General features: G+C 62.7%; 13 protein-coding genes and 9 pseudogenes. 10 read left to right on the forward strand and 12 right to left on the reverse strand.

Going from position 1 to position 18,279, the window contains the following annotated elements; genetic code table 11:
* Positions 1-64: 64 nt before the first annotated feature.
* From G6N41_RS21885 to G6N41_RS21895, 3 genes are read left to right on the forward strand one after another with little or no spacing between them, the layout of a single operon-like run.
* Positions 65-346, forward strand: a complete 282-nt coding sequence (locus tag G6N41_RS21885) for a hypothetical protein (protein ID WP_198965176.1) — start codon at positions 65-67, stop codon at positions 344-346.
* Positions 322-477, forward strand: coding sequence for a hypothetical protein (locus G6N41_RS21890; RefSeq protein WP_198965232.1), 156 nt, complete (start codon positions 322-324; stop codon positions 475-477). Before G6N41_RS21885 ends, G6N41_RS21890 begins: the two co-directional genes overlap by 25 nt.
* A gap of 10 nt (positions 478-487) precedes the next feature.
* Positions 488-1,036: a hypothetical protein gene (locus tag G6N41_RS21895; RefSeq protein ID WP_231608579.1), complete on the forward strand. Its 549-nt coding sequence runs from the start codon at positions 488-490 to the stop codon at positions 1,034-1,036.
* Here the strand turns inward: G6N41_RS21895 and G6N41_RS29085 are convergent.
* Together G6N41_RS29085 and G6N41_RS29090 are read right to left on the reverse strand one after the other, a co-directional pair.
* A complete protein-coding gene (locus G6N41_RS29085; protein ID WP_231608657.1) occupies positions 1,014-1,457 on the reverse strand; it encodes a hypothetical protein in 444 nt (147 codons plus the stop codon). The genes G6N41_RS21895 and G6N41_RS29085 overlap by 23 nt on opposite strands.
* Before the next feature lie 18 nt (positions 1,458-1,475).
* On the reverse strand, positions 1,476-2,408 hold the full coding sequence (locus tag G6N41_RS29090) for an FAD-binding oxidoreductase (protein WP_321573797.1): 933 nt from the start codon (positions 2,406-2,408) through the stop codon (positions 1,476-1,478).
* Between the two features lie 445 nt (positions 2,409-2,853).
* Here G6N41_RS29090 and G6N41_RS21905 point away from each other — a divergent pair, with 445 nt between their 5' ends.
* The 3 genes and pseudogenes from G6N41_RS21905 to G6N41_RS21910 all read left to right on the forward strand — a co-directional run.
* Positions 2,854-3,342 (forward strand): transposase, encoded by a 489-nt coding sequence (locus G6N41_RS21905; RefSeq protein ID WP_231608659.1) that lies wholly within the window; start codon positions 2,854-2,856, stop codon positions 3,340-3,342.
* 69 nt (positions 3,343-3,411) lie between these two features.
* On the forward strand, positions 3,412-3,540 hold the full coding sequence (locus tag G6N41_RS29635; protein WP_020730503.1) for a hypothetical protein: 129 nt from the start codon (positions 3,412-3,414) through the stop codon (positions 3,538-3,540).
* Positions 3,524-4,003 (forward strand): annotated as a pseudogene (locus G6N41_RS21910) (IS1380 family transposase); the annotation flags it as partial. The gene G6N41_RS29635 and the pseudogene G6N41_RS21910, both read left to right, overlap by 17 nt.
* Before the next feature lie 1,508 nt (positions 4,004-5,511).
* Here the strand turns inward: G6N41_RS21910 and G6N41_RS21915 are convergent.
* On the reverse strand, positions 5,512-6,654 hold the full coding sequence (locus G6N41_RS21915) for a PPE family protein (protein ID WP_198965643.1): 1,143 nt from the start codon (positions 6,652-6,654) through the stop codon (positions 5,512-5,514).
* A 969-nt stretch (positions 6,655-7,623) separates the two neighbouring features.
* Between G6N41_RS21915 and G6N41_RS21920 the strand changes: the two are divergent.
* From G6N41_RS21920 to G6N41_RS21930, 3 pseudogenes are all read left to right on the forward strand, one after another.
* Positions 7,624-8,193 (forward strand): annotated as a pseudogene (locus tag G6N41_RS21920) (PPE family protein); the annotation flags it as partial.
* Between the two features lie 33 nt (positions 8,194-8,226).
* Positions 8,227-8,313 (forward strand): annotated as a pseudogene (locus tag G6N41_RS30160) (PPE family protein); the annotation flags it as partial.
* A gap of 375 nt (positions 8,314-8,688) precedes the next feature.
* Positions 8,689-9,001: pseudogene (locus G6N41_RS21930) on the forward strand (IS3 family transposase); the annotation flags it as partial.
* 197 nt (positions 9,002-9,198) lie between these two features.
* Here the strand turns inward: G6N41_RS21930 and G6N41_RS29095 are convergent.
* The 6 genes and pseudogenes from G6N41_RS29095 to G6N41_RS21950 form a co-directional block, all read right to left on the reverse strand.
* Positions 9,199-9,789: a hypothetical protein gene (locus G6N41_RS29095; protein ID WP_231609065.1), complete on the reverse strand. Its 591-nt coding sequence runs from the start codon at positions 9,787-9,789 to the stop codon at positions 9,199-9,201.
* Between the two features lie 33 nt (positions 9,790-9,822).
* A pseudogene (locus tag G6N41_RS29100) lies at positions 9,823-10,122 on the reverse strand (PE-PPE domain-containing protein); the annotation flags it as partial.
* 22 nt (positions 10,123-10,144) lie between these two features.
* Positions 10,145-10,897 (reverse strand): annotated as a pseudogene (locus G6N41_RS29105) (PE-PPE domain-containing protein); the annotation flags it as partial.
* Positions 10,898-12,365: 1,468 nt separating this feature from the next.
* On the reverse strand, positions 12,366-12,560 hold the full coding sequence (locus tag G6N41_RS21940) for a hypothetical protein (protein WP_198965644.1): 195 nt from the start codon (positions 12,558-12,560) through the stop codon (positions 12,366-12,368).
* 147 nt (positions 12,561-12,707) lie between these two features.
* Positions 12,708-13,493, reverse strand: coding sequence for an SDR family NAD(P)-dependent oxidoreductase (locus tag G6N41_RS21945; RefSeq protein WP_198965645.1), 786 nt, complete (start codon positions 13,491-13,493; stop codon positions 12,708-12,710).
* A 9-nt stretch (positions 13,494-13,502) separates the two neighbouring features.
* Positions 13,503-13,937: an SRPBCC family protein gene (locus G6N41_RS21950; RefSeq protein WP_198965646.1), complete on the reverse strand. Its 435-nt coding sequence runs from the start codon at positions 13,935-13,937 to the stop codon at positions 13,503-13,505.
* 434 nt (positions 13,938-14,371) lie between these two features.
* On the opposite strand from G6N41_RS21950, the gene G6N41_RS21955 reads away from it, so the two are divergent.
* The gene (locus G6N41_RS21955; protein WP_198965647.1) at positions 14,372-15,265 is read left to right on the forward strand and encodes a haloalkane dehalogenase; all 894 of its coding nucleotides are present in this window, start codon (positions 14,372-14,374) and stop codon (positions 15,263-15,265) included.
* Between the two features lie 6 nt (positions 15,266-15,271).
* On the opposite strand, the pseudogene G6N41_RS21960 reads toward G6N41_RS21955, so the two are convergent.
* The 3 pseudogenes from G6N41_RS21960 to G6N41_RS21970 form a co-directional block, all read right to left on the reverse strand.
* Positions 15,272-16,165 (reverse strand): annotated as a pseudogene (locus G6N41_RS21960) (3-oxoacyl-ACP synthase).
* A pseudogene (locus G6N41_RS21965) lies at positions 16,149-17,250 on the reverse strand (3-oxoacyl-ACP synthase III family protein). Before G6N41_RS21965 ends, G6N41_RS21960 begins: the two co-directional pseudogenes overlap by 17 nt.
* A gap of 28 nt (positions 17,251-17,278) precedes the next feature.
* A pseudogene (locus G6N41_RS21970) lies at positions 17,279-18,268 on the reverse strand (Acg family FMN-binding oxidoreductase).
* Between the last annotated feature and the right edge of the window lie 11 nt (positions 18,269-18,279).

The following is an 18,279-nucleotide window of genomic DNA, read 5'->3' on the forward strand; positions in this document are numbered from 1 at the left end:
CAAGGTGTTGCAGAAGGTGTGGGCGGCCTCAGGCGGGCAGTGCGGCCGGTACCTGGCCGCTTCCATGGCACTTCAGTTGGATGCTCTAGAACGCCACGGCGAACTGGTGGACGGCCGTGACCGTTACGGCCCGGCGGTGCGTGCCGAGCTGTTGGCGATGAGCAGCGCCACGATCGACCGCTACCTGCGCGGCGCCAAGGCCCGCGACCAGATCTCGGGTGTGTCGACGACGAAACCCTCCCGCTGCTGCGGTCCTCGATCACCATCTGCAAAGCAGGCGATGAGGCCGAAGAATCTCCGGGGTTCTTCGAAGGCGACACCGTGGCGCACTGCGGCCCGACACTGAAAGGTGAGTTCGCCCGCACGGTCAACCTCACCGACATGCACATCGGCTGGGTGTTCACCCGCACGGTGCGCAACAACGCCCACCCCACATCCTGGGCGCCCTCAAAACCGGAATTACTAAAATCCCTATAAGGTAACGGGTTTGGACTTCGACAACGGCACCGAATTCCTCAATAAGGCGGTCATCAAGTGGGCCGCGGACATGGAGATCTTCTTCACCCGCTCACGACCCTACAAGAAGAACGACCAGGCCACCATCGAGTCCAAAAACAACCACCTCGTGCGTCGCTACGGGTTCTACTACCGCTACGACACCGACGAAGAACGCGCCGTGCTCAACCGGCTGTGGCACCTGGTCAACGACCGGCTCAACTACCTGACCCCCACCATCAAACCCATCAGCTACGGCTGCAGCCGCGACGGTCACCGCCGCCGGCTCTACGACAAGCCCCAGACCCCCCTGGACCGGCTGCTGGCCGCCGGAGTCCTCTCAGCGGCCCAACAAACAGAGCTGCTCACCTACCGCAACAGCCTCAACCCCGCCGCGATCGCCCACCAGAACGCCGACCTGCAAGCCGCCCTGCTCAGACTCGCCAAAGACAAGACCGAACAGCTCTACCTCGCCGCCATACCCGCCGCTCTACCCGCCCTCAAAGCCGGCATCCGCATCAAAAGCAAGACCACCACCTGACCCCGATTTCGCGGGCATTCCTTACCTGATGCATGAACCAGGTTTCGCAGGCATCTTGACTTGATGCATCACGCACGCCGGCAAGGTCGTGCCGGATTTCTTGCAACAGGGCGTCGTGCCGGGCGGCGAGGCCCGCGTCAGCCGGCAACCGGTCACCCAGCGCCCAGTGATACACAAAGTCCTGCCCGCGGTGGAAAAAGGCGGTTTCCTGCGGCGTGAATGCGGCAACTGCACCGTTGATCGCCTCGATGCTCACCGCGCCGCCAGGCAGTTCGGGCGCGAATTGAAGTTCGTTGATCTGTCGGACGATGGCGGCCGCTTCGACTGCACCGAGTGCACCTCGGCCGATGTCGCTGGCTATTCGGTGTGGACGGAGGGTCGCGGGTGCCGGGTCGTGAAGAAAATCGTTCGAGACGAACACGGCATCGAAAAACGATTCTTAGCGGATCGATGCATGCAAGGCAGCAGGGTGCTCGAGCAGTGGCCGCATGAGCGAGCGGGCGTCGTCTCGGTTGCCGAGAAACTGGCCATCGATACGCACTCGGGGCGTGCCGGGAATCACGTCGGCAGGGCCGGCGCTTGCTTCGTCGGCGTAACGGTCCGCACCTGTCGTTCGAATGCTGAGTTGCAGATCGAGTTCGCTCGGCGCCGTGTGCATCAATTGAGTGAACAGAAGAATCGCCTCGACTGCCGCGTCCCAACGCCAGCCGAGAGTCACGCCTGTCACTTGCTGGATCGGTACGGTGTGAAACACCAGCTCCGTGACGATTCCTACACAACCAGCGCCGCCACGCACCCCCCAGAACAGATTTGCGTTGGTCACGGCGTTGGTCACCTGAATCTGTCCACTGGCAGTGACAACCGTCGCCTCGGCCAAGAAGTCCGAGGTGAGGCCGAAGTGGCGAGTGCATTGGCCAAACCCGCCGCCAAGCACTAACCCGCCGACGCCCACGGTGGGACATTCGCCGATGGGCATCGCCCGCCCAGTTCCATCCAGCGCGCGCGCAATGTCGCCGACGGTCGCGCCCGTCATCGCGTGCAGGTATCCCGACGGGGGATATCGGGCCGCGCTCAATCCGCGCAGGTCAAGCAATACGCCGTCGTCACGGACAGGGAATCCATCAAAACTGTGCCCACCCGACCTAATCGATAGCCGAATCCCCGCCGCATTCGCCCAGGCCATGATGGCGGCAACCTGGTTTCGATCAGCTGGCCGCAACACGGCCGCTGGCGACCGGATGCGTCCGGCGCGCGAAAAAACTCTGCGCCCGGTCTCATAGAGCGGGGAGCCGGGAGCACCCACTCGCCCCGGGCACAGGCTCTCCAAGGTTCGAAAATCGCACGCCTCAAGAGCCATGCCAAACTCCATCATGTTCGGCGGGACAGAGGTTGTCCTGAGTTCCGCAAAACTTCCGCGGCGGGCCGGTGTGAACCATCCCGGATTTCATGCGGTTTCATGCCCCCTCGGGATTCTGTGAGCCAGCCGGTCGACCGGTCACGAGTTGGGAATAGTAGCGGGCTTCGGCTTCGGCGGGCGGGATGCGTCCGAGGCGGTGCATGAGACCGTATGTGGTGACTGCTCGCGGAGTGGCGTAGTTACTGGCCGGGGCCTCGCTCACGCAATCTCGTGGGCTACCGAGCGCGGTTCTGTGCTCGGCCTTTCCGACAGGTGTTAAGGAGGCCCCCGTGTTTTGCGAGCGTACAAGTGTTGGTTTGATGTGCACGCGTGTTCGGTTGTCGCGGCGGCGATCGATGGGCGAAGCGCGGACGTGTTTTGGGCGCGGTTGACGCCGTCGCGCGCGAAGGTCATCGAGTGAGTGGGCAAGCTGCCCGGCCCGTGCGCGGTGGTCTACGAGGCCGGTCCGACGGGTTTCGGGTTGGCACGGGCGTTGTCGGCGGCGGGATTGCGATGCGAGGTCGCGGCGTCGTCGAACTTGTTTCGCCCGGCGAGTGATCGGGTGAAAACCGATGCGCGCGACGCATTAAATTTGGCGCGGTTGTTGCGGCTGGACGAGGTTGTGCCGGTGTGGATTCCGAGTGCGGCCGAGGATGCTACCCAGGATCTGGTCCGCGCCCGAGAAGCCGCCAGAACGGACTTGATGCGGATCAGACATCGGTTGTCGAAATTGTTGGTGTGTCACGGGATCGTCTACTACGACGGCAAGGCGTGGACTGAACGCCATGACCGGTGGCTGCACCACCAACGATTCGACGCCGCCCCCACGAAGTCGGCATTCGAGGATGCTTACCAGGCGGTGGTGCTGGCTACCGCGCGGCGTGCGGTCGCGTCCCATGCAGTGGTGTAAGTCGGGCTGGCGATTCACATAAGGCTCTGCGAGTTTTAACGATGCCGTGAACGCGGCTGGGACCGCAACGTGTTGGCCGGGTTGATCATCAGCGCGGCTGAGCAGAGCAAGGGAGGTTTCGGAGAGATAGCGTTCGGACACACCAAGATCGCCGACAAGAACATTCCGTGCAAGGGACTCTCGTCGCTGGATCTCTGATGCCGAAGTCGCCGAAATCCCCTACACCGCCTTCGCATCCACCAAAGACCGGATCACCGCACGCCTGGTCGTCCGTCGTGTCAAGGACGCCTGCCGCCCCGACGCGTTGTTCCCGGTCTGGCGGTATCACCCGTTCTTCACCAACACCGACCTACCCGTCGAGGCGGCCGACATCACCCACCGCCAACACGCGATCATCGAAACCGTGTTCGCCGGCCTGATCGACGGACCCACGGCGCACATCCCGTCAGGCCACTTCGCCGCGAACTCCACCTGGGTGCTCTGCGCGGCGATCTCTCCCAACCTGCTGCGCGCTACCGGCGTCCTGGCTGGGGACCGACACACGGGGGCACGCGGATCGACCCTGCGCCGCAAGATCGTCGACGTCCCGGCCCGGCTACCCCGCCCACAACGCCGGCCGGTTCTGCACCTACCCACCCACTAGTCCTGGTCAAAGGCCTAGCTTGCGTTGCGGCACAGCACCATCAGATACAACCCCAAACGGGCGCAACAACCCGACCCCGCCGACAGGCCCGACCGCAGCGCACAGGAAAGGCTGGACAGGCCAGCGACTCCCTCGGGCCCAACCCCAATAATCGGGATCAACAAGTACAGACACCAGTCTCCAAGATCCGTCGGTGGATCGAGGCTTAGAACTCCGGGTCGGTAGGGAGTACCCAGTTAAGCGAGTAGGCCAACTCCTGCTCGCGGAATAGGGCTTCTGTTATGTCATAAAACTCGGATGCGTTAATCGAAGACAAAGCCAACTCAGTCTCACAGGACAAGGCTGCAACAGACATAGAATTTCAATTTCCTTTCAGGGTTTGGCAGCGTAACGGCCTAATCATGTCGTTGGTTCATTTCCTAACAACGACCATCCGTGCGGCTCTAAGTAATTGAATAGAAGATCCGCAGGAAACCGTCATAAGTAGGCGTTCTGTTCACGCCGGAATGAGGCTACCCGAGTCAATCACGAAGTAAAAGGCGCAGTAATGTGAGATCGCTCTCTTATGAACCCCCTTCTACCGCGATCCCGGCGCCGATTGCAACACCCGCCGTGTGCCCACAAAAAGGGCTCTTCGCAGTCGATGGTGTAAAGACCCGCGAATGAGCCAACTGGTCTTCGAGTAGTGGTCCGAGGTCTGGTTGGCTGGGGGCGTGCCGGAGAAGGGGGGAAGAGGAAGAGCGGTGTGTCCGGGGCTAGTGCGGACCTGGCGTTGCTTGAGAAGCTGATGGCTGACGCTGGCCGGGATCTGTTCGCGAGGGTGTTCGATGAGCCGACGCCAGTGGTCCGGGCTGGGCCGGAGCGAGCGCAGGGTTTGCGGGTGCGGATCGACCTGATGTATGCCAAGCCGCCGATCTGCCGTTGCCTCGACCTGCCGGGCGTGCGTTCACCTATCAGGCTATGTAGTCAGAAGTCCTAGGCAGGTCATCGTCGAGCATATGAAGAAATTCATCCATGGCAATATGCGGCAATATGAAAAACTATCCATGAAACGTGACGGGATGCACTGGCGCACAGTAGGGAATCACCTTGCGAAATCGTCACGGTGATCAACTCACCGTTTGCAAAGGCGCGTCCGGGCCATCGCAGGGAATCTGCGCTTTCCTGCGGCGGCCTGTTGATTTTTCTTATTGTTGGCCTGGTGTGGGTGACTGGTGGACACCGATTCACCTGATCGCAACCGAACAACGACTTGCCGACACGCCCACGACGAATACTGACGAGGCACGTGACCTCCTGGTGATAACCCTGCCCCAAACTCTCATAACGGTGGACCTATGACCGGGGTACAGATCTCATGGATCAACCAATCGGGGCCAGGCCACTGGCTATAGATAAAACCCGCTGATCCAGCCGGCCGTCTAAACAATCGCCGAAAGGCGGAATTGCTTTCCGCTACTGGCCGCCTCACCAGCCGGAGTGGCTCAGCGCAATCCGGCCATTCGCGTTCGAGTGCCCGCGGGGTGTCAGCCGGCCGCGGGCGGGCGTGCCATGACCGTGAGCCGGACCCCGTATCGGGGTATGACGCTGGTGGCTCGCTTTCCAGTTCCCACCGGCATACCCGGCATGCCCGGTGCGCCCTGCTCGGCCACCTCGGTGCCCGGGATCGTGGTCAATCCGCTGACCGACAACGCCGAGGCGGGGCCCGACGAAGGGGCGGCCCAAGATGGAGGCACCGACAACTGGCCGATGGAACCCGCCCGGCTCATGCTGACAGTCACCGCATTGGCCGCGCCCCTGGCGGCGACCATCTCAGAGGAGGAGAGTTTCGCGCCGAGTCCGAGCGCACCAGGAGCCAATTCGGCGGGGTTCTCCGAAGCGGCGCCGAGCAGACCCAGATTGTTGTCCGCGGCGATGATTGCAACAGGTATCGTCACGGCATCCGCCGTCATGCCGACCGTCGCATACATCGCGAAGATGGCGTCGAGGAGGGTGAATTCCTCGGGCAGAATTGGCCAGATCCCGAGTACCTGTAGCGCCTGGGGCACCAGCGCGATCAACTGTGACAACAGCGACTGGGAACCTTCCTCAGAGCTAGCGGCCGCCTTGCTGACCGCGGCGCCTTGGGCGGGCAACCCGGCAGGGTTGGTGTGCTGTTGTGGCCCGGGGAACGGCTCCAACGCGGTGGCCATGGCCGAGGTGGCGGCATAGTCGTACATTGCTCCGGCGTCCTGGGCCCACATCTCGGCATACTCTGACTCGGTAGCCTCGATCGCTGCGGTGTTCTGCCCGAAGATGTTTGAAGCGACCAGCGCTACCAGCAGGGCGCGATTTGCCGCGACAACGATCGGCGGAACCGTCATCGCATAGGCCTGTTCGTAGGCCGCGGCCGCCGCGGCGGCCCGGTTGGCGGTTTCGCTGGCCAGCGCGCCGGTTATCTCGAGCCAGTCGATAAACGGACCGGTCGCGGCCAGCATTGCCGCAGAGGCGGGGCCCCACCAGTACATACCGCTGAGGGTTGAGATCACCGAGCGGTAGCCCTCGGCCGCCGATGCCAACTCGATCGCGACCATGTCCCAGCTTGCCGCGGCGGCCAGTAGCGACGCAGAACCGGGGCCGCTGTACATCCGCGCTGAGTTAACTTCGGGCGGCAAGAATCCGTAGTTCATTGCTCCACAGCCCCTTTGACTGGTTGTGGCCGTATGTGGCGGTATGTGCATGTGGGTGGTGAGTGCGTTGGACATGGTCGTGCGTTCGGAGCCGACACTGGCTCGCAGGAGGGTCGCAAGTGCTAAATAACTACCAGGCGTAGAGCGCCGAGTCCGCCTCCGAGTGGGAGCTGGCTAGCGTCGTACCGAGCCTGCAGCCCGCCAGCGATGGCGACAGTGTGCCGCAATTTGCGGCACAGGCAGCGCTGAACCTGCATTTCCGCTGTGATCTAACTATAGAGTAGCTGTTAAGTGGTGCTATTAGTCATTTAGGTATTAGTTATTTGGGTCACGGTCGTCTCTGCACGCAAGCGGACCGGGGTGTCCTCGGTACAACGGACCGGAGTTGGTTTCCCAAGCCTTACAACGCTTCTGCGCGAACAAGACCCGCGTGATCTGCATCCGGGCGACTCAAGAATGGGCTGTACTCCCTAACGGGGACTCGCCGGACCCGCTTCTGGCTACGACCACTTGTACAGGAGCGATACAGGATTTATGAAAATGGCATGAATGAATGGCGTTTACCCTGGACGGGCTTTGGCCGGCCCCGGATAGCATGGGTAGCATCCATACTCGGCAGCGTCGTGAAGCTTTTGAGCTAGCGGCTGATCGGTGCAGGAGCGAAAAGTATTTCGCGGGTGCATAGTGTATCCGCTGATGGGCCTGGGGTGGCGTCGCATGTCGCATGAATAATGTTGCAAAGCAGAGGAATTGATGGCATTGGCCAAGGCTGGACGCGATGAGAATGATGTCGCCGGCCGCACCAGAGGATCGGTTAGGGTTCGACGGCGACGACCATTTCAGCACCAGCCGATGCGGAGGCGGACGCGTATCGCTTGAACAAGCGGTCGCGCCGGCGTTGCTGGACCGAATCACGGGTCCTGCGTTGGGCGTAGAGATGTGACGACGAGTAGTTCCTGGAGGGCTTTGATGACAGCCTCTGTTTGGATGGCTTCGCCGCCGGAAGTGCATTCGACGTTGTTGAGCGCGGGCCCGGGCCCCGGGCCACTGCATGAGGCAACGACGGCACGGACGGAACTCTCTGCCTAACAGGCCACGCTAGCAGAGGAACTCACCACCTTGCTAGGTGGAGCGGCCGCCGCGTGGCAGGGGACAAGTGTGCAGAGCTGTCTCGACGCGCACGCACCGTACGCGGCGTGGCTGACCACCACCAGCGCCGACTACGCGACGACGGCAGCCGAGCACGAAGTGGCGGCCGGGGCCTACACCAGCGCGCTGGCAACGATGCCGACACTGGCGGAGCTAGCCGTCAACCACACCACCCACACGGCGCTAGTCGCGACCAATTTCTTTGGGCTCAACACCATCCCCATCACCCTCAACGAAGCCGACTACGCACGGATGTAGATCCAAGCGGCCACCACCATGAGCGCCTATCAAGTCATCTCGGGCGCGACACTGGCCTCGATGCCCCACACCACACCAGCCCCGCCCATACTCAACACCCAAAACGGCACAACCCCGACTCCCCTGAAACCCGGTGGACTGAGCCTACTTCCGCGCTTCTTGATCGCCCTCGAGCAAGCCGGTTTCCAGTTTCACCACAACACAGTTGGTGAAGCGTTGAGCTACGCCACAGCCCGCCGCAACCAGATCTAGCACAACTCCGGACACCGCGAGCACGCGTTCAGGGCGCTGCCTTCGGGAAGTATTGCCGCAGTACGCCAAGGTCTCCTTCCCGATGGCGAGGCTGGGAGCGATAGGCGGGATCGAATGGCCGCCGGTGAATAGACAACATCGGAAGGGCGAAGCGCGGACGGCGTCGACCGGGAGGTTGGTGGGCGCGGCGATGAGTCCGTCCCGTGCGCAGCGGGCCGCGGTGCGCACGGGTGACTTTCGGCGGTCGGATCAAGTGTCATTGGGGCTGATAGACAGCCTGATAGATACTTTCGTGGCACAACCGCATCGACTGGTCATCGGGGTATTTCCGGCGTAGGAGGGACGTTTCCCGGTGACACGGTCGCCGGTTGCACACTCCACACCGACAGGGGCGGTCAATTTCGCTCCCGCAAACTCCAGCAGTCCCTGCGGCGTCACCACATGCTCGGCTCCATGGGGCAAGTCCGCTCCGCCGGGGACAAACGCCGCCATGGAGAGCTTCTTCTACCTGCTGCAACGCAACGTCATGGACCGCCAACGCTGGGCCACCCGCGACGACCTCCGCATCGCGATCGTCACCTGGATCGAACGCACCTACCACCGGTGTCGATGACAAGCCCGCTTGGGCCGATTGACCCCTATCGAATTCGAAGCCGTCATGACCGAGACGGCCAATCAGGCCGCCTGAGGAACTGTCACAGATCCGTTCAGCAGGCTCGGCGGTGTCATTTCGAACCGTCCTTCCGGGGCCAAATCAGGCTGATAAAGCCAACCGCCAGCTCAGCCGCTTGACATCCAATAGGGCATCAAATTCGCCATCGCCTACGACGGTGCAGCCGTTCTCAAAGCCATCGTCGCCTGGACCCGGCATTTGCCACACAAGACCTAGCCGCCGAGAATCGCGTCGACCGTGTTTTGCAGGACGATGAGTTGGAAGCCACTTGCCAGCGTGACGATCGCTGTGTTCGCAGCCAAGGGAGCAACGAGTGCATAGGTTAGCCCGCCGAGTGGGTCGCCGTCGACGATCTGTTCTATCACGTCGAGGAACAGGCTGATGTCATAGGAAGGCATGGAGGTCACGAGCATGTTGGCGATGTCTGCGGTCGGAAGCAGGACTGCATAAGCGTTGGAAGATGCATTCGCAATTGAGTTGGCGATAGCCGTGTTGGCATCTTGCAGAGCGCGGATGACTTCGTTTGCGGAGGTTGGTGCCGCAGCCAGCAACCCGGTCCCGGCGGTGCCGGCTGATCCCATTGCCGAGGCGAGCGAGGTAGGGAGGTCGGCAAACGACGGGGCCATTGCACTGATGTCGGCGATGAAGGCGTTGCCGCCCTGCTGAGTTCCGTCGGCCAGCATGCCAGCGACCTCAAGATAGTTCACGTCCGGGAATAGCCCGAATGGCGTCGGCACGTTCGCTGGTGACGTTGAATAGCCGTAGTTCGGGTCGCCATAGCCCAAGTTGACCAGGATGCGCATATTCGGCTCAATGAGGTCTGCCAGCGGGTCACCGATGACCGGGATGGCTCGGAACGGCGCTGTGATCGGCAGGTTTGGGTGCGTGATCATGTAGTAGTTGGTTTGGCCCTGCCCGGTCAGGGATGCTGAGCCCGGGAGTGTGACCATCTCGTACCCTGGGGGAAGATTTGCTGGGTCGAGATCCGGGTACTGGCCGTGGATAGTTTGGATTCCCAAGAAGGCGTTCAGGTCCGACAAAAGATTGAGCGGGTACCGCGGGAAAGAGGCGAATCCGTCGTACTGGAGCGTGTAGATGTTGGTCGGATAGGGGGGTGTCGGGCGGTGTCGAGCCATAAAAGTCCAATCCCAGGCTCGGCACGTTCAGTCCTACGAAGCGCGACAGGAGACCGCCATTGGGATTCATGGGATTGCCGAGCAGGGTGAAGCCGAGTTCGGTTGGTAGAGGTGGCGTTGGGTTAAGCGCCGGGTTCATCAAGTCTCGTATCTCCAGTGAGGAGATGATCGCGCTCAGGGAATAGCCTAGAACGGCGACGCTGTCGCCGGGATGCGCCGCCAGGGTGCTCTTGATCGTCTGGTCGAGGATCTGGACGCCTTGATCTACCGATGTATTAAGAGGCAAGCTCTTGATCCCGGTGTATATCGGCTGCAATCCCTCGGGGGTAAAGAGGGCTTTCGCGTTCTCCGGAAGCACGCCGAACGCTTCGTTGACGTAAGACAGCACCTTAGTCACGTATGTTTGCGAGGGTATCGGATTTCCACTTCCGCCGATCATCCAGCCGAACGTTGTTCCCTGCAATGTAGCTTGCGCAGATGGCGCCCCACCTGATGCGGCCGTGCTCCCGCTCAGCAGGGCCTGGGCATCAGCCTCCGCATGGCCGTAGGCATTGGCGCTTGCGGTCAGGGTCTGCACAAACGCGTTGTGGTATGTCTCAACCTGCCGGGCAAACGCCTGATAATCCTCACCGAACACGCTAAACACGTCCGCAATCGCCGCGGATACCTCGTCGGCGGCTGCCGCCGCCAAACCGGTGGTCCGACCGCCAACGGCGATGCTGGCCTCAGCGATGGACGTCTGGATACCTACCAAGTCCTCGGCAGCGGCAGTCATCAGTTGCGGTTGCGTCACCAAATGGCTCACCTGGACATCCCTTCAACGGAAGAATATTTCGTTGTCGCGCTCACATTGCAATGGGCACAGTCGTGAAGTTAAGCACCAATGCCCAACTTGGTGGCCCGAAACGGGAATATTGCCTGCGCCTGGAAGGGGCGGCCATTAAGGGGACTCCCGGCAGGCGCATCAAGCAACCCCGGGCGCAATACTGTTATGTCTCACGTTGGGATAATTTGTCTCATGCGAGACATGAATTTCCCCCGTTTTGGGAGGCGTGAAAATGTTTGGACGTAAGAGCGTTAAAGTCCCCGGTGGATCCGGCCGGCGTGGGGGCACGCCCGCTCTAACGCGCCCATTCAACAAGAAGGCAACCGCGCAAGCGAATCCAGACCACGGCCCCTACCCAAACCTGCACGAATACATGCAAAATCAAGACTAGCGGCGTTGGCGTACACATCGTAATACCTTGGTGTACAGTGCGATTAGCGGCAGAAGTCGCTAGGGTGGAGATCGCAAAGCCCGTAGAGGAGGTTATGTCCAAGCCATCGAGCCGATAGTCATGGGGTGGCATCCGGAAGGGGGTGAGCGAGCCGGTGCAGGGTCCCCGCCGGAGTAAAGGCAACCTCGCGACAGTGGGCCGCATTTGCCGAAATCCGCATTGAATCACAACCTTTGATCTCAAAATTAGGGGACCGGCCTTTCGGGGCCGGTCAGGCGGCGGGATGCGACGTTCAAAACATCACAACTTGATTCCAGCAATCAAATCATTTAGGTCGTCTACGCTACCCGAGACACAGGAACCGTTAGAAAACGTCTTGAACTTTCGGAAGCAGCTAGCACATAAACTGAAAGGGTTTTGCATGGTGCGACTGGATAACTTCATGATCGGCGTCATATTACCAATCGCTGGGTTATTCGGGGCGGCTATGCCATTCATTGCAGGCGGTCCCGACGTTGCGCCGGTAGATCCAGCACCGGACCCGGTGGCCGCTGCGCCGGGAGTTGTCCCGGGCCCCTCGGGGCCATTACCAGGCCCGCTTCCGGCGGGTATAGCGTCGATACCGATTATCGTGCCGTTGCCTGCTGGGCCGGAGCCGGATGGGGTACACAGCAAATAGGAGAATGGCTCGGTCTGACACGCGGAAGGCGCATTCTGCACCCGGTTGGGTGTCTGGTGCGCCCGTGCGTCGTAGCGGTCGAAGACGCCGCCCTAGCCCGGATTTTTTGCGCGGGTCTGGTTTGATGCTGGTTTGATGCCAATTCGCCCTGAAAGGCGTTGCTGCACATAATCATGCAGTTGCGGATTGGCGGCCAATTTCGCGGTCTTGGGCCGACATGCGGCCATATCGGCCTTCCACAGCACTACCGAGGCCCGGGAACCGCTGCTCCCGTAGCGAACAGCGGCGCTGCGGCGCAGTTCCCGTGAGATCGTGGACGGGTCGCGCCGAATCGCCCGGACGATTGCTCAAACACCGTTGCACTGGACCCGCAGTAGCGCGATTTCCTCACACTCAGCGAAAGACAGGCAGCGGCCCGAGGGCTGGAACTTCACATCAAAGCGTTGTGGAACCAGCGTGCCCCGACCGCCGGACGCCACGCCCACAATGCCCGCGGCTTCTTCGGCGAGAAGCCCTCTAGCGATCTGTTCCCAGAAGGCCACCTCGACATGACGCCGATACTTCCGATGCCCCGGCGATCGCAGCTTCGGCCGGATCACCCGGTCTGCTGCCTGCTGACGACAAGCCATTCAACACCTCCAACATCGAGGTGTTGCGACGACCAGTCGAATCCGCCTTATCTCCCTCTCTCACTGTGGGAGACCGAAGAGCCGAACCACCCCGTGATCGCGCCCGGCGGTGTAGCCGCCGTCGACGGCAATGGCCTGGCCTGTCACAAAGGAAGCGTCGGGTGCGAGCAAGAAGGCAGCCATGGCCGCGATCTCCTCCGGCTTTCCCAATCGTTGCAGCGCATGCTCATTGGTGATCGACGCACGCGGGCCCTCCATTCCCGGCATGTCGAAGACCCCTTCGGCCAGGGGTGTGGCGATGAAGCCCGGGCAGATCGCGTTCGCCCGGATACCACTGGGCCCATAGTCGAGCGCAATGTTCTTGGTCAGCAACACAACACCGCCCTTGGCGGCGTTGTAAGAACTACCGCCGGCGGTGCCCTCTAGACCTTCGATGCTGGCCAGCGTCACGATTGAGCCGCGTTCGCCGTCCACCCGGGGTTGCTCGATCATCCTGCCCAACGCCGCCTTGGCTACCAGAAAAGTGCCGGTGAGATTGACCCCAATGACTCGGTCCCATTCAGCTCGCGTCAGCAGATGCACCGGGCCGCCACCGGCCACCCCAGCCGAATGCACCACCCCATCGAGGCGGTCGGGCACGGCGGCGAACACGCCGGCGACCGCGTCCTCGTCGGTGACGTCGGCGGTCACGAATGTGAATCGCGGACCGAGGTCGTGGGGCGGGGTTACGACGTCGGCACCGACAACTGCGCAGCCTTGTTCGAGCAAGCGGCCTACGGTGGCCAATCCAATGCCCGAGGACGCACCGGTTACCACAAACGTGCGGGACGCCCGATGATCGAGCACCGGGCCGCCCTAACTTTCCAGTGCCGCCGCGCAGCCGTCCAAGACCGCGACGAAGCTCGACCTCAATATCGGGCGACTGACCACCTCCAAGAACCTGCCACCCGTACGCGCCGGGTGGGTATAGGTGGTCAGCCAGTCGACGTGGGTTCCACCGTCTGACGGCGTGAACGTCAGGGTGCCCCCCTGATGAATCAACGGCGGGAAGGATCGCAAGATGAGATAGGAGTAGCTGCGTGGACGGTCGAAGGCGGTGATCTGCTCCCGGAACCAGGCACCCAGCGCGGTCACCTCGCGCACCGCACCAGCGCCGGGCGGGGGTGAGTCTTTGGTGTAGCCGGCCTTGAGCACCAAGGGGGCCGCGGCCAACTTGGTCGGGTCGGCCAGCCAGTCGAAGACCTGCTCAACCGGCGCAGCGATGGTTCGCTCCAAGTGAATCTCGACCATGAGATCTCCTGTCTGGCCGAAGCCGCATCCCCCGCACATGCTAGACGCCACCGCGTCGCGCTGTCGCTGCCCCGCGCGGCGGCGCACCGTTTCGAAACGAGGGCCTGACATTGCCGAGGGCCACTCGGCGAGATCGGCACCGACCGTTGTTCGCCAGCGACTCGCGATGGGTTGATCGTCAGCCACCATCCACGCGAAATAGCCTGGCTTGGTTGGTTTTAAGCCTCGAATCGGCGATGGCCCGGCGGTCGTGCGCCGCGCATGGCATATTCTGAGCCGGCGCACTTTGGCTGCAGACCGACTCACGCAGTTTGAACTGCCCGTTGCGCTCCGCCGCACCGTCTGGTTTGACGCTGTGCGGGCCCGGCGGGAGGCAACATGGTCGCAAACTGCTCGACGAACACCGGGTGGCCGCTATTGGAAGGAGCTGATTCATGGATGTGGTGAGGACCCCGGATGCTCGATTCCAGAATCTGGTCGGTTACCCGTTTGCGGCCCACTACGTCGATGTCGCGGCAACCGATACCCCACATTTGCGGATGCACTACATCGACGAGGGTCCTGCCGACGGGCCGCCGATAGTACTGCTGCATGGGGAGCCCACGTGGAGCTACTTGTACCGCACCATGATCCCACCGCTTGCTGCCGGCGGATACCGCGTGCTCGCGCCCGATCTGATCGGCTTCGGCCGCTCCGACAAGCCCACTCGTATCGCGGACTACACATACCTGCGCCATGTCGAATGGGTGAAGTCCTGGTTTGAAGAATTGCGCCTGGCCGAGGCCACGCTTTTCGTCCAGGATTGGGGATCGCTGATCGGACTGCGCGTCGCCGCCGAACACGGTGACGCGATTGCGCGGCTGGTGGTGGCCAATGGGTTCCTTCCGACGGCACGCGGGCGCACCCCGACGGCGTTTCACATCTGGCGGGCCTTCGCGCGCTACTCTCCGGTGCTGCCCGCCGGTCGCCTTGTTGCGGCCGGGACGGTGCGCAAAGTTCCCCCCGCCGTGCGGGCCGGGTACGACGCCCCCTTCCCCGACGAGAGCTACCAGGCTGGCGCCCGCGCCTTCCCCCAGTTGGTGCCGATCTCACCCGATGATCCCGCGGTTGCGGCCAACCGTGCCGCATGGGACGCCCTTGGCCGCTGGGAGAAGCCTTTCCTGGCCATCTTCGGGGAGCGCGACCCACTCCTTGGACGAGCCGACCGTCCACTGATCAAGCACATTCCCGGTGCGGCGGGCCAGCCGCACGCCCGTATCAACGCCAACCATTTCATCCAGGAAGACAGCGGGCCAGAGCTGGCCGAGCGCATCATTTCCTGGCAGTAGGCCCGTTCACGCAGCGCGGCCTGGCGGGCGGCGGTAAAGCGCGGGGCCGGCCGTGACGCCGGCCCCGGCGGCCACAAACAGGATCTGGGCGCCCACCGGAACCCGCGCGATCTGCTGCTCGAACGCGGCGGGCAGCGCTGCGGTGTGCATGCGTCGATCATCTGCAACCCCGATCAGCTCTGCCGCCACCCCGAGCCGAGCGCTCAACGCGGCGCGGAACCCGGGCCTGGGCGGGGCAGCAACAATCATGTCGACCGACGAAAGCGCCACGCAGTTCGCCGCCAGGCATTCGCGCACCGCATGTGCCGCGACAGCGGCAAACTCTTCATCCGCCTCGGCCGACTCCGCGAATCGCAGAACGTTGCGGGCGTCAGCGAAACCAACTGTTGCGCCGAATGATTAGTCTGCCTTCCCGTTGACGGCGTTAGCCCACTGCACCCGGCTCAGGCCGTAGGTGTCATCGCTCCAACCGCATAGCAGCGCGGCCCCCGTGGCGGAGAAGGGAAAGTGCTCGATCATTCCATGGCCTGGATCGGCATTGCTGGCCACGATGAGCGCCCGACTGATGCTGTGCGTCCGCAAGAATCCGTCAACGATCTGCAAAGCGGTGAGCACCCCGCAGGCCCCGTTGGCGATATCGAAGGAGAACGTACCGTGAGCACCAGCGTGGGGGTCCTCCGGGTTGGCGCCGATGTCGTCCTGGATCAGTGCCGCCAATGCCGGCTCACCGAGGTTGCGGTCGCGGTAGATCCCCGCATTGACCACAAGATCCAACTCGTCGGGGTCGCATCCGGCGCCCTGTAGGCAGTCTTTGGCAGCGGCAACGGCTAGGTGCAGCGCACTGTGCCGGTTGCGCCAGCCCGAATGCGCAACGTCGACGCGGTCAATCACTGTGCCCATAACGGCTCACCATCTCCTCATCCAGGGTCAGCAAGACGATCCCGATTTCCAGCCCCGAGGCCAGAGCGATCAAGGCAATTCGCTCCCCTGCCACGATGCCTCCGGCCGTGAGTTCCTCGATGAGGGCCACGGTGTGTGTTGTCGATGCCGTGTTGCCGTAGCGGTCCACGGTGATCACCGCGTCATGGCGGGGCTTGTCCCCAAAGGCTTCCGACATCTTGGCCATGCCTTTACGGATGGCACGTGCCGACGTCTGGTGGGTGATCACATGGTCGATGTCGTGAATTGAGATTCCGGCCGTCTCGAGGACCTCCTCGAGCAGCAACGGCGTATTGGCCATTGCGGCCTGGTGGATCGCGCGGGCATTGGTGAACATCCGCGCGCCCGGGTCGTGTCCGCGCGGGTAGGCCAGGCACAGCCGGCTGTAGTCGGCGACGGTCGTGAATCCGGCCAGCGCGATTCCCGCGGAACCGACGGGAGCCCGCTCCAGCAGCAGCGCGGCGCCAGCGTCTCCCAGGGTCAACGAGGCCAACTCCTTGCTCATGATGTTGCGGATGTGGGGGGGCGGCATTGTGGCTCAGTTGTGAGATGTACTCACCGCTGACGACCAGACCGCGCTCTACCACCCCCTGCCGGATCCAATTGTTCAAAATCGTTACCCCGGTAAGCATTCCGGCGCATGCGTTGGACACGTCGAACGTCATCGCGCGGTGTGCCCCAATGCCGCGGGCCACCGCACTGCTCATCGATGGCTCGAGCCATTGGGTGAGGCCACCGCGAAACTTGGTGATGCTGCAATTGATCACCACATCCAGCGACGCCGGATCCTGGCGCGCAGCGGCCAGCGCGTCCAGGGCGGCGGCGGTGGCCAGGCTGTAGGAATCCTCATCGCCCACCGAGACACGGCGCTCGCGGATCCCGGTCAGCCGTTCCAGATCGATGTGGGTGCGATGGCGGGTGCTGGACATCAATTCGTCTGTGGTGAGGTGCGTTTCGGGTAGATGCCGACCAGCACCGGCGATCCGGGTGACATACGGTGCGTGCGGGCCGTTCGGGGTCTCCATCACCAGCCAATGTCGCGTCATGCGTGAGACCTCCTTGCGGTAGCACCGGTCAGAGCCGGAACGCGAGGACGTCGTCTACTGGGCGACGGCCGGAGCGTTCCACGTGCTGATCATGTCCCGGCGACTTGCCGATTCGGATGAGCAATTGCGGAAGGCTTGTTGTCTGGACGATCTCGGCGATGATGTTGCGACTCATGGCCATCTCGGTCATGTGGGTCAGCGTGCAGGTCGCCAGGCCCGCCATCGTGCACTCAAGTAACACCGCCGACAACGACTCACCGCATCGAAGCACGTCACACAAGTCGTCGGAATCGGTAGAGAGCACCACGATCTTAGACTGATCATGCTCGATAGCGGAGCGACGTCGCCCCCCGCCGGCCGGGGGAAAGCTGCGCGCAACGTCGACTCGGGAAGCTTCCGACGTCGACAGCAGGGCACCTTCCGGCGCATGGTCGGCGTTCGAGCTGAATGGCGAAGTCCACCATCGTAGTTCGGACATATACGTGGTGTCGCTACGTCGCAAGTTCTCGGTGAGCCGAGACGCCTCGGCTAGCGCCGCTCGGCCATCGTCCGCCACCACGTGCAGCAGCACGTCATACCGGACCGCGGCGTGACGCAGCACCGGCTCGATCGCCGCCCATTGGGCGACCGGGTCAAAAGGCTAACGGTCGGTGCGGCGTTGCCCGATGGCATCCGCCCGATGGCGCTGGGACGCGGTGACGGCCTGCATCGGGTGAAACCGCAGTTTCGCCAGATGATCTGGATTGCCCCGATCGGGCATCCGTTCGGTGACACTGTCCCAGCCGGCAGCCGACATCGCGACCCGCAGGTGGTCCAGGACAGCACCGCAACTCAAGATCAGCTCCCGGCCCGCGTGGTCGGTGGCCGGCATCGAACGGGCTCGATCAGCCCACAGTTGCAGTGTGTCGGCTTCGGCGACCCACCGCCACGGTTGGCTGTTGTGCAGCGACGGAGCACGACTGGCAAGCGCCACTGATTCTCGAATCACGGTTTCTTCGGGCGCCGTCGCCGCCGTCATAGCCACCACCC

Source organism: Mycobacterium shottsii, assembly GCF_010728525.1.
GTDB lineage: Bacteria > Actinomycetota > Actinomycetes > Mycobacteriales > Mycobacteriaceae > Mycobacterium > Mycobacterium marinum.

Excerpts from the sequence above, each read along its gene's own strand:
- G6N41_RS21885 (WP_198965176.1), top strand. The coding sequence starts at position 65 with ATGGCACTTCAGTTGGATGCTCTAGAACGCCACGGCGAACTGGTGGAC.
- G6N41_RS29090 (WP_321573797.1), bottom strand. The coding sequence starts at position 2,408 with ATGATGGAGTTTGGCATGGCTCTTGAGGCGTGCGATTTTCGAACCTTG.
- G6N41_RS21915 (WP_198965643.1), bottom strand. The coding sequence starts at position 6,654 with ATGAACTACGGATTCTTGCCGCCCGAAGTTAACTCAGCGCGGATGTAC.
- G6N41_RS29095 (WP_231609065.1), bottom strand. The coding sequence starts at position 9,789 with ATGCGCATCCTGGTCAACTTGGGCTATGGCGACCCGAACTACGGCTAT.
- G6N41_RS21950 (WP_198965646.1), bottom strand. The coding sequence starts at position 13,937 with ATGGTCGAGATTCACTTGGAGCGAACCATCGCTGCGCCGGTTGAGCAG.
- G6N41_RS21955 (WP_198965647.1), top strand. The coding sequence starts at position 14,372 with ATGGATGTGGTGAGGACCCCGGATGCTCGATTCCAGAATCTGGTCGGT.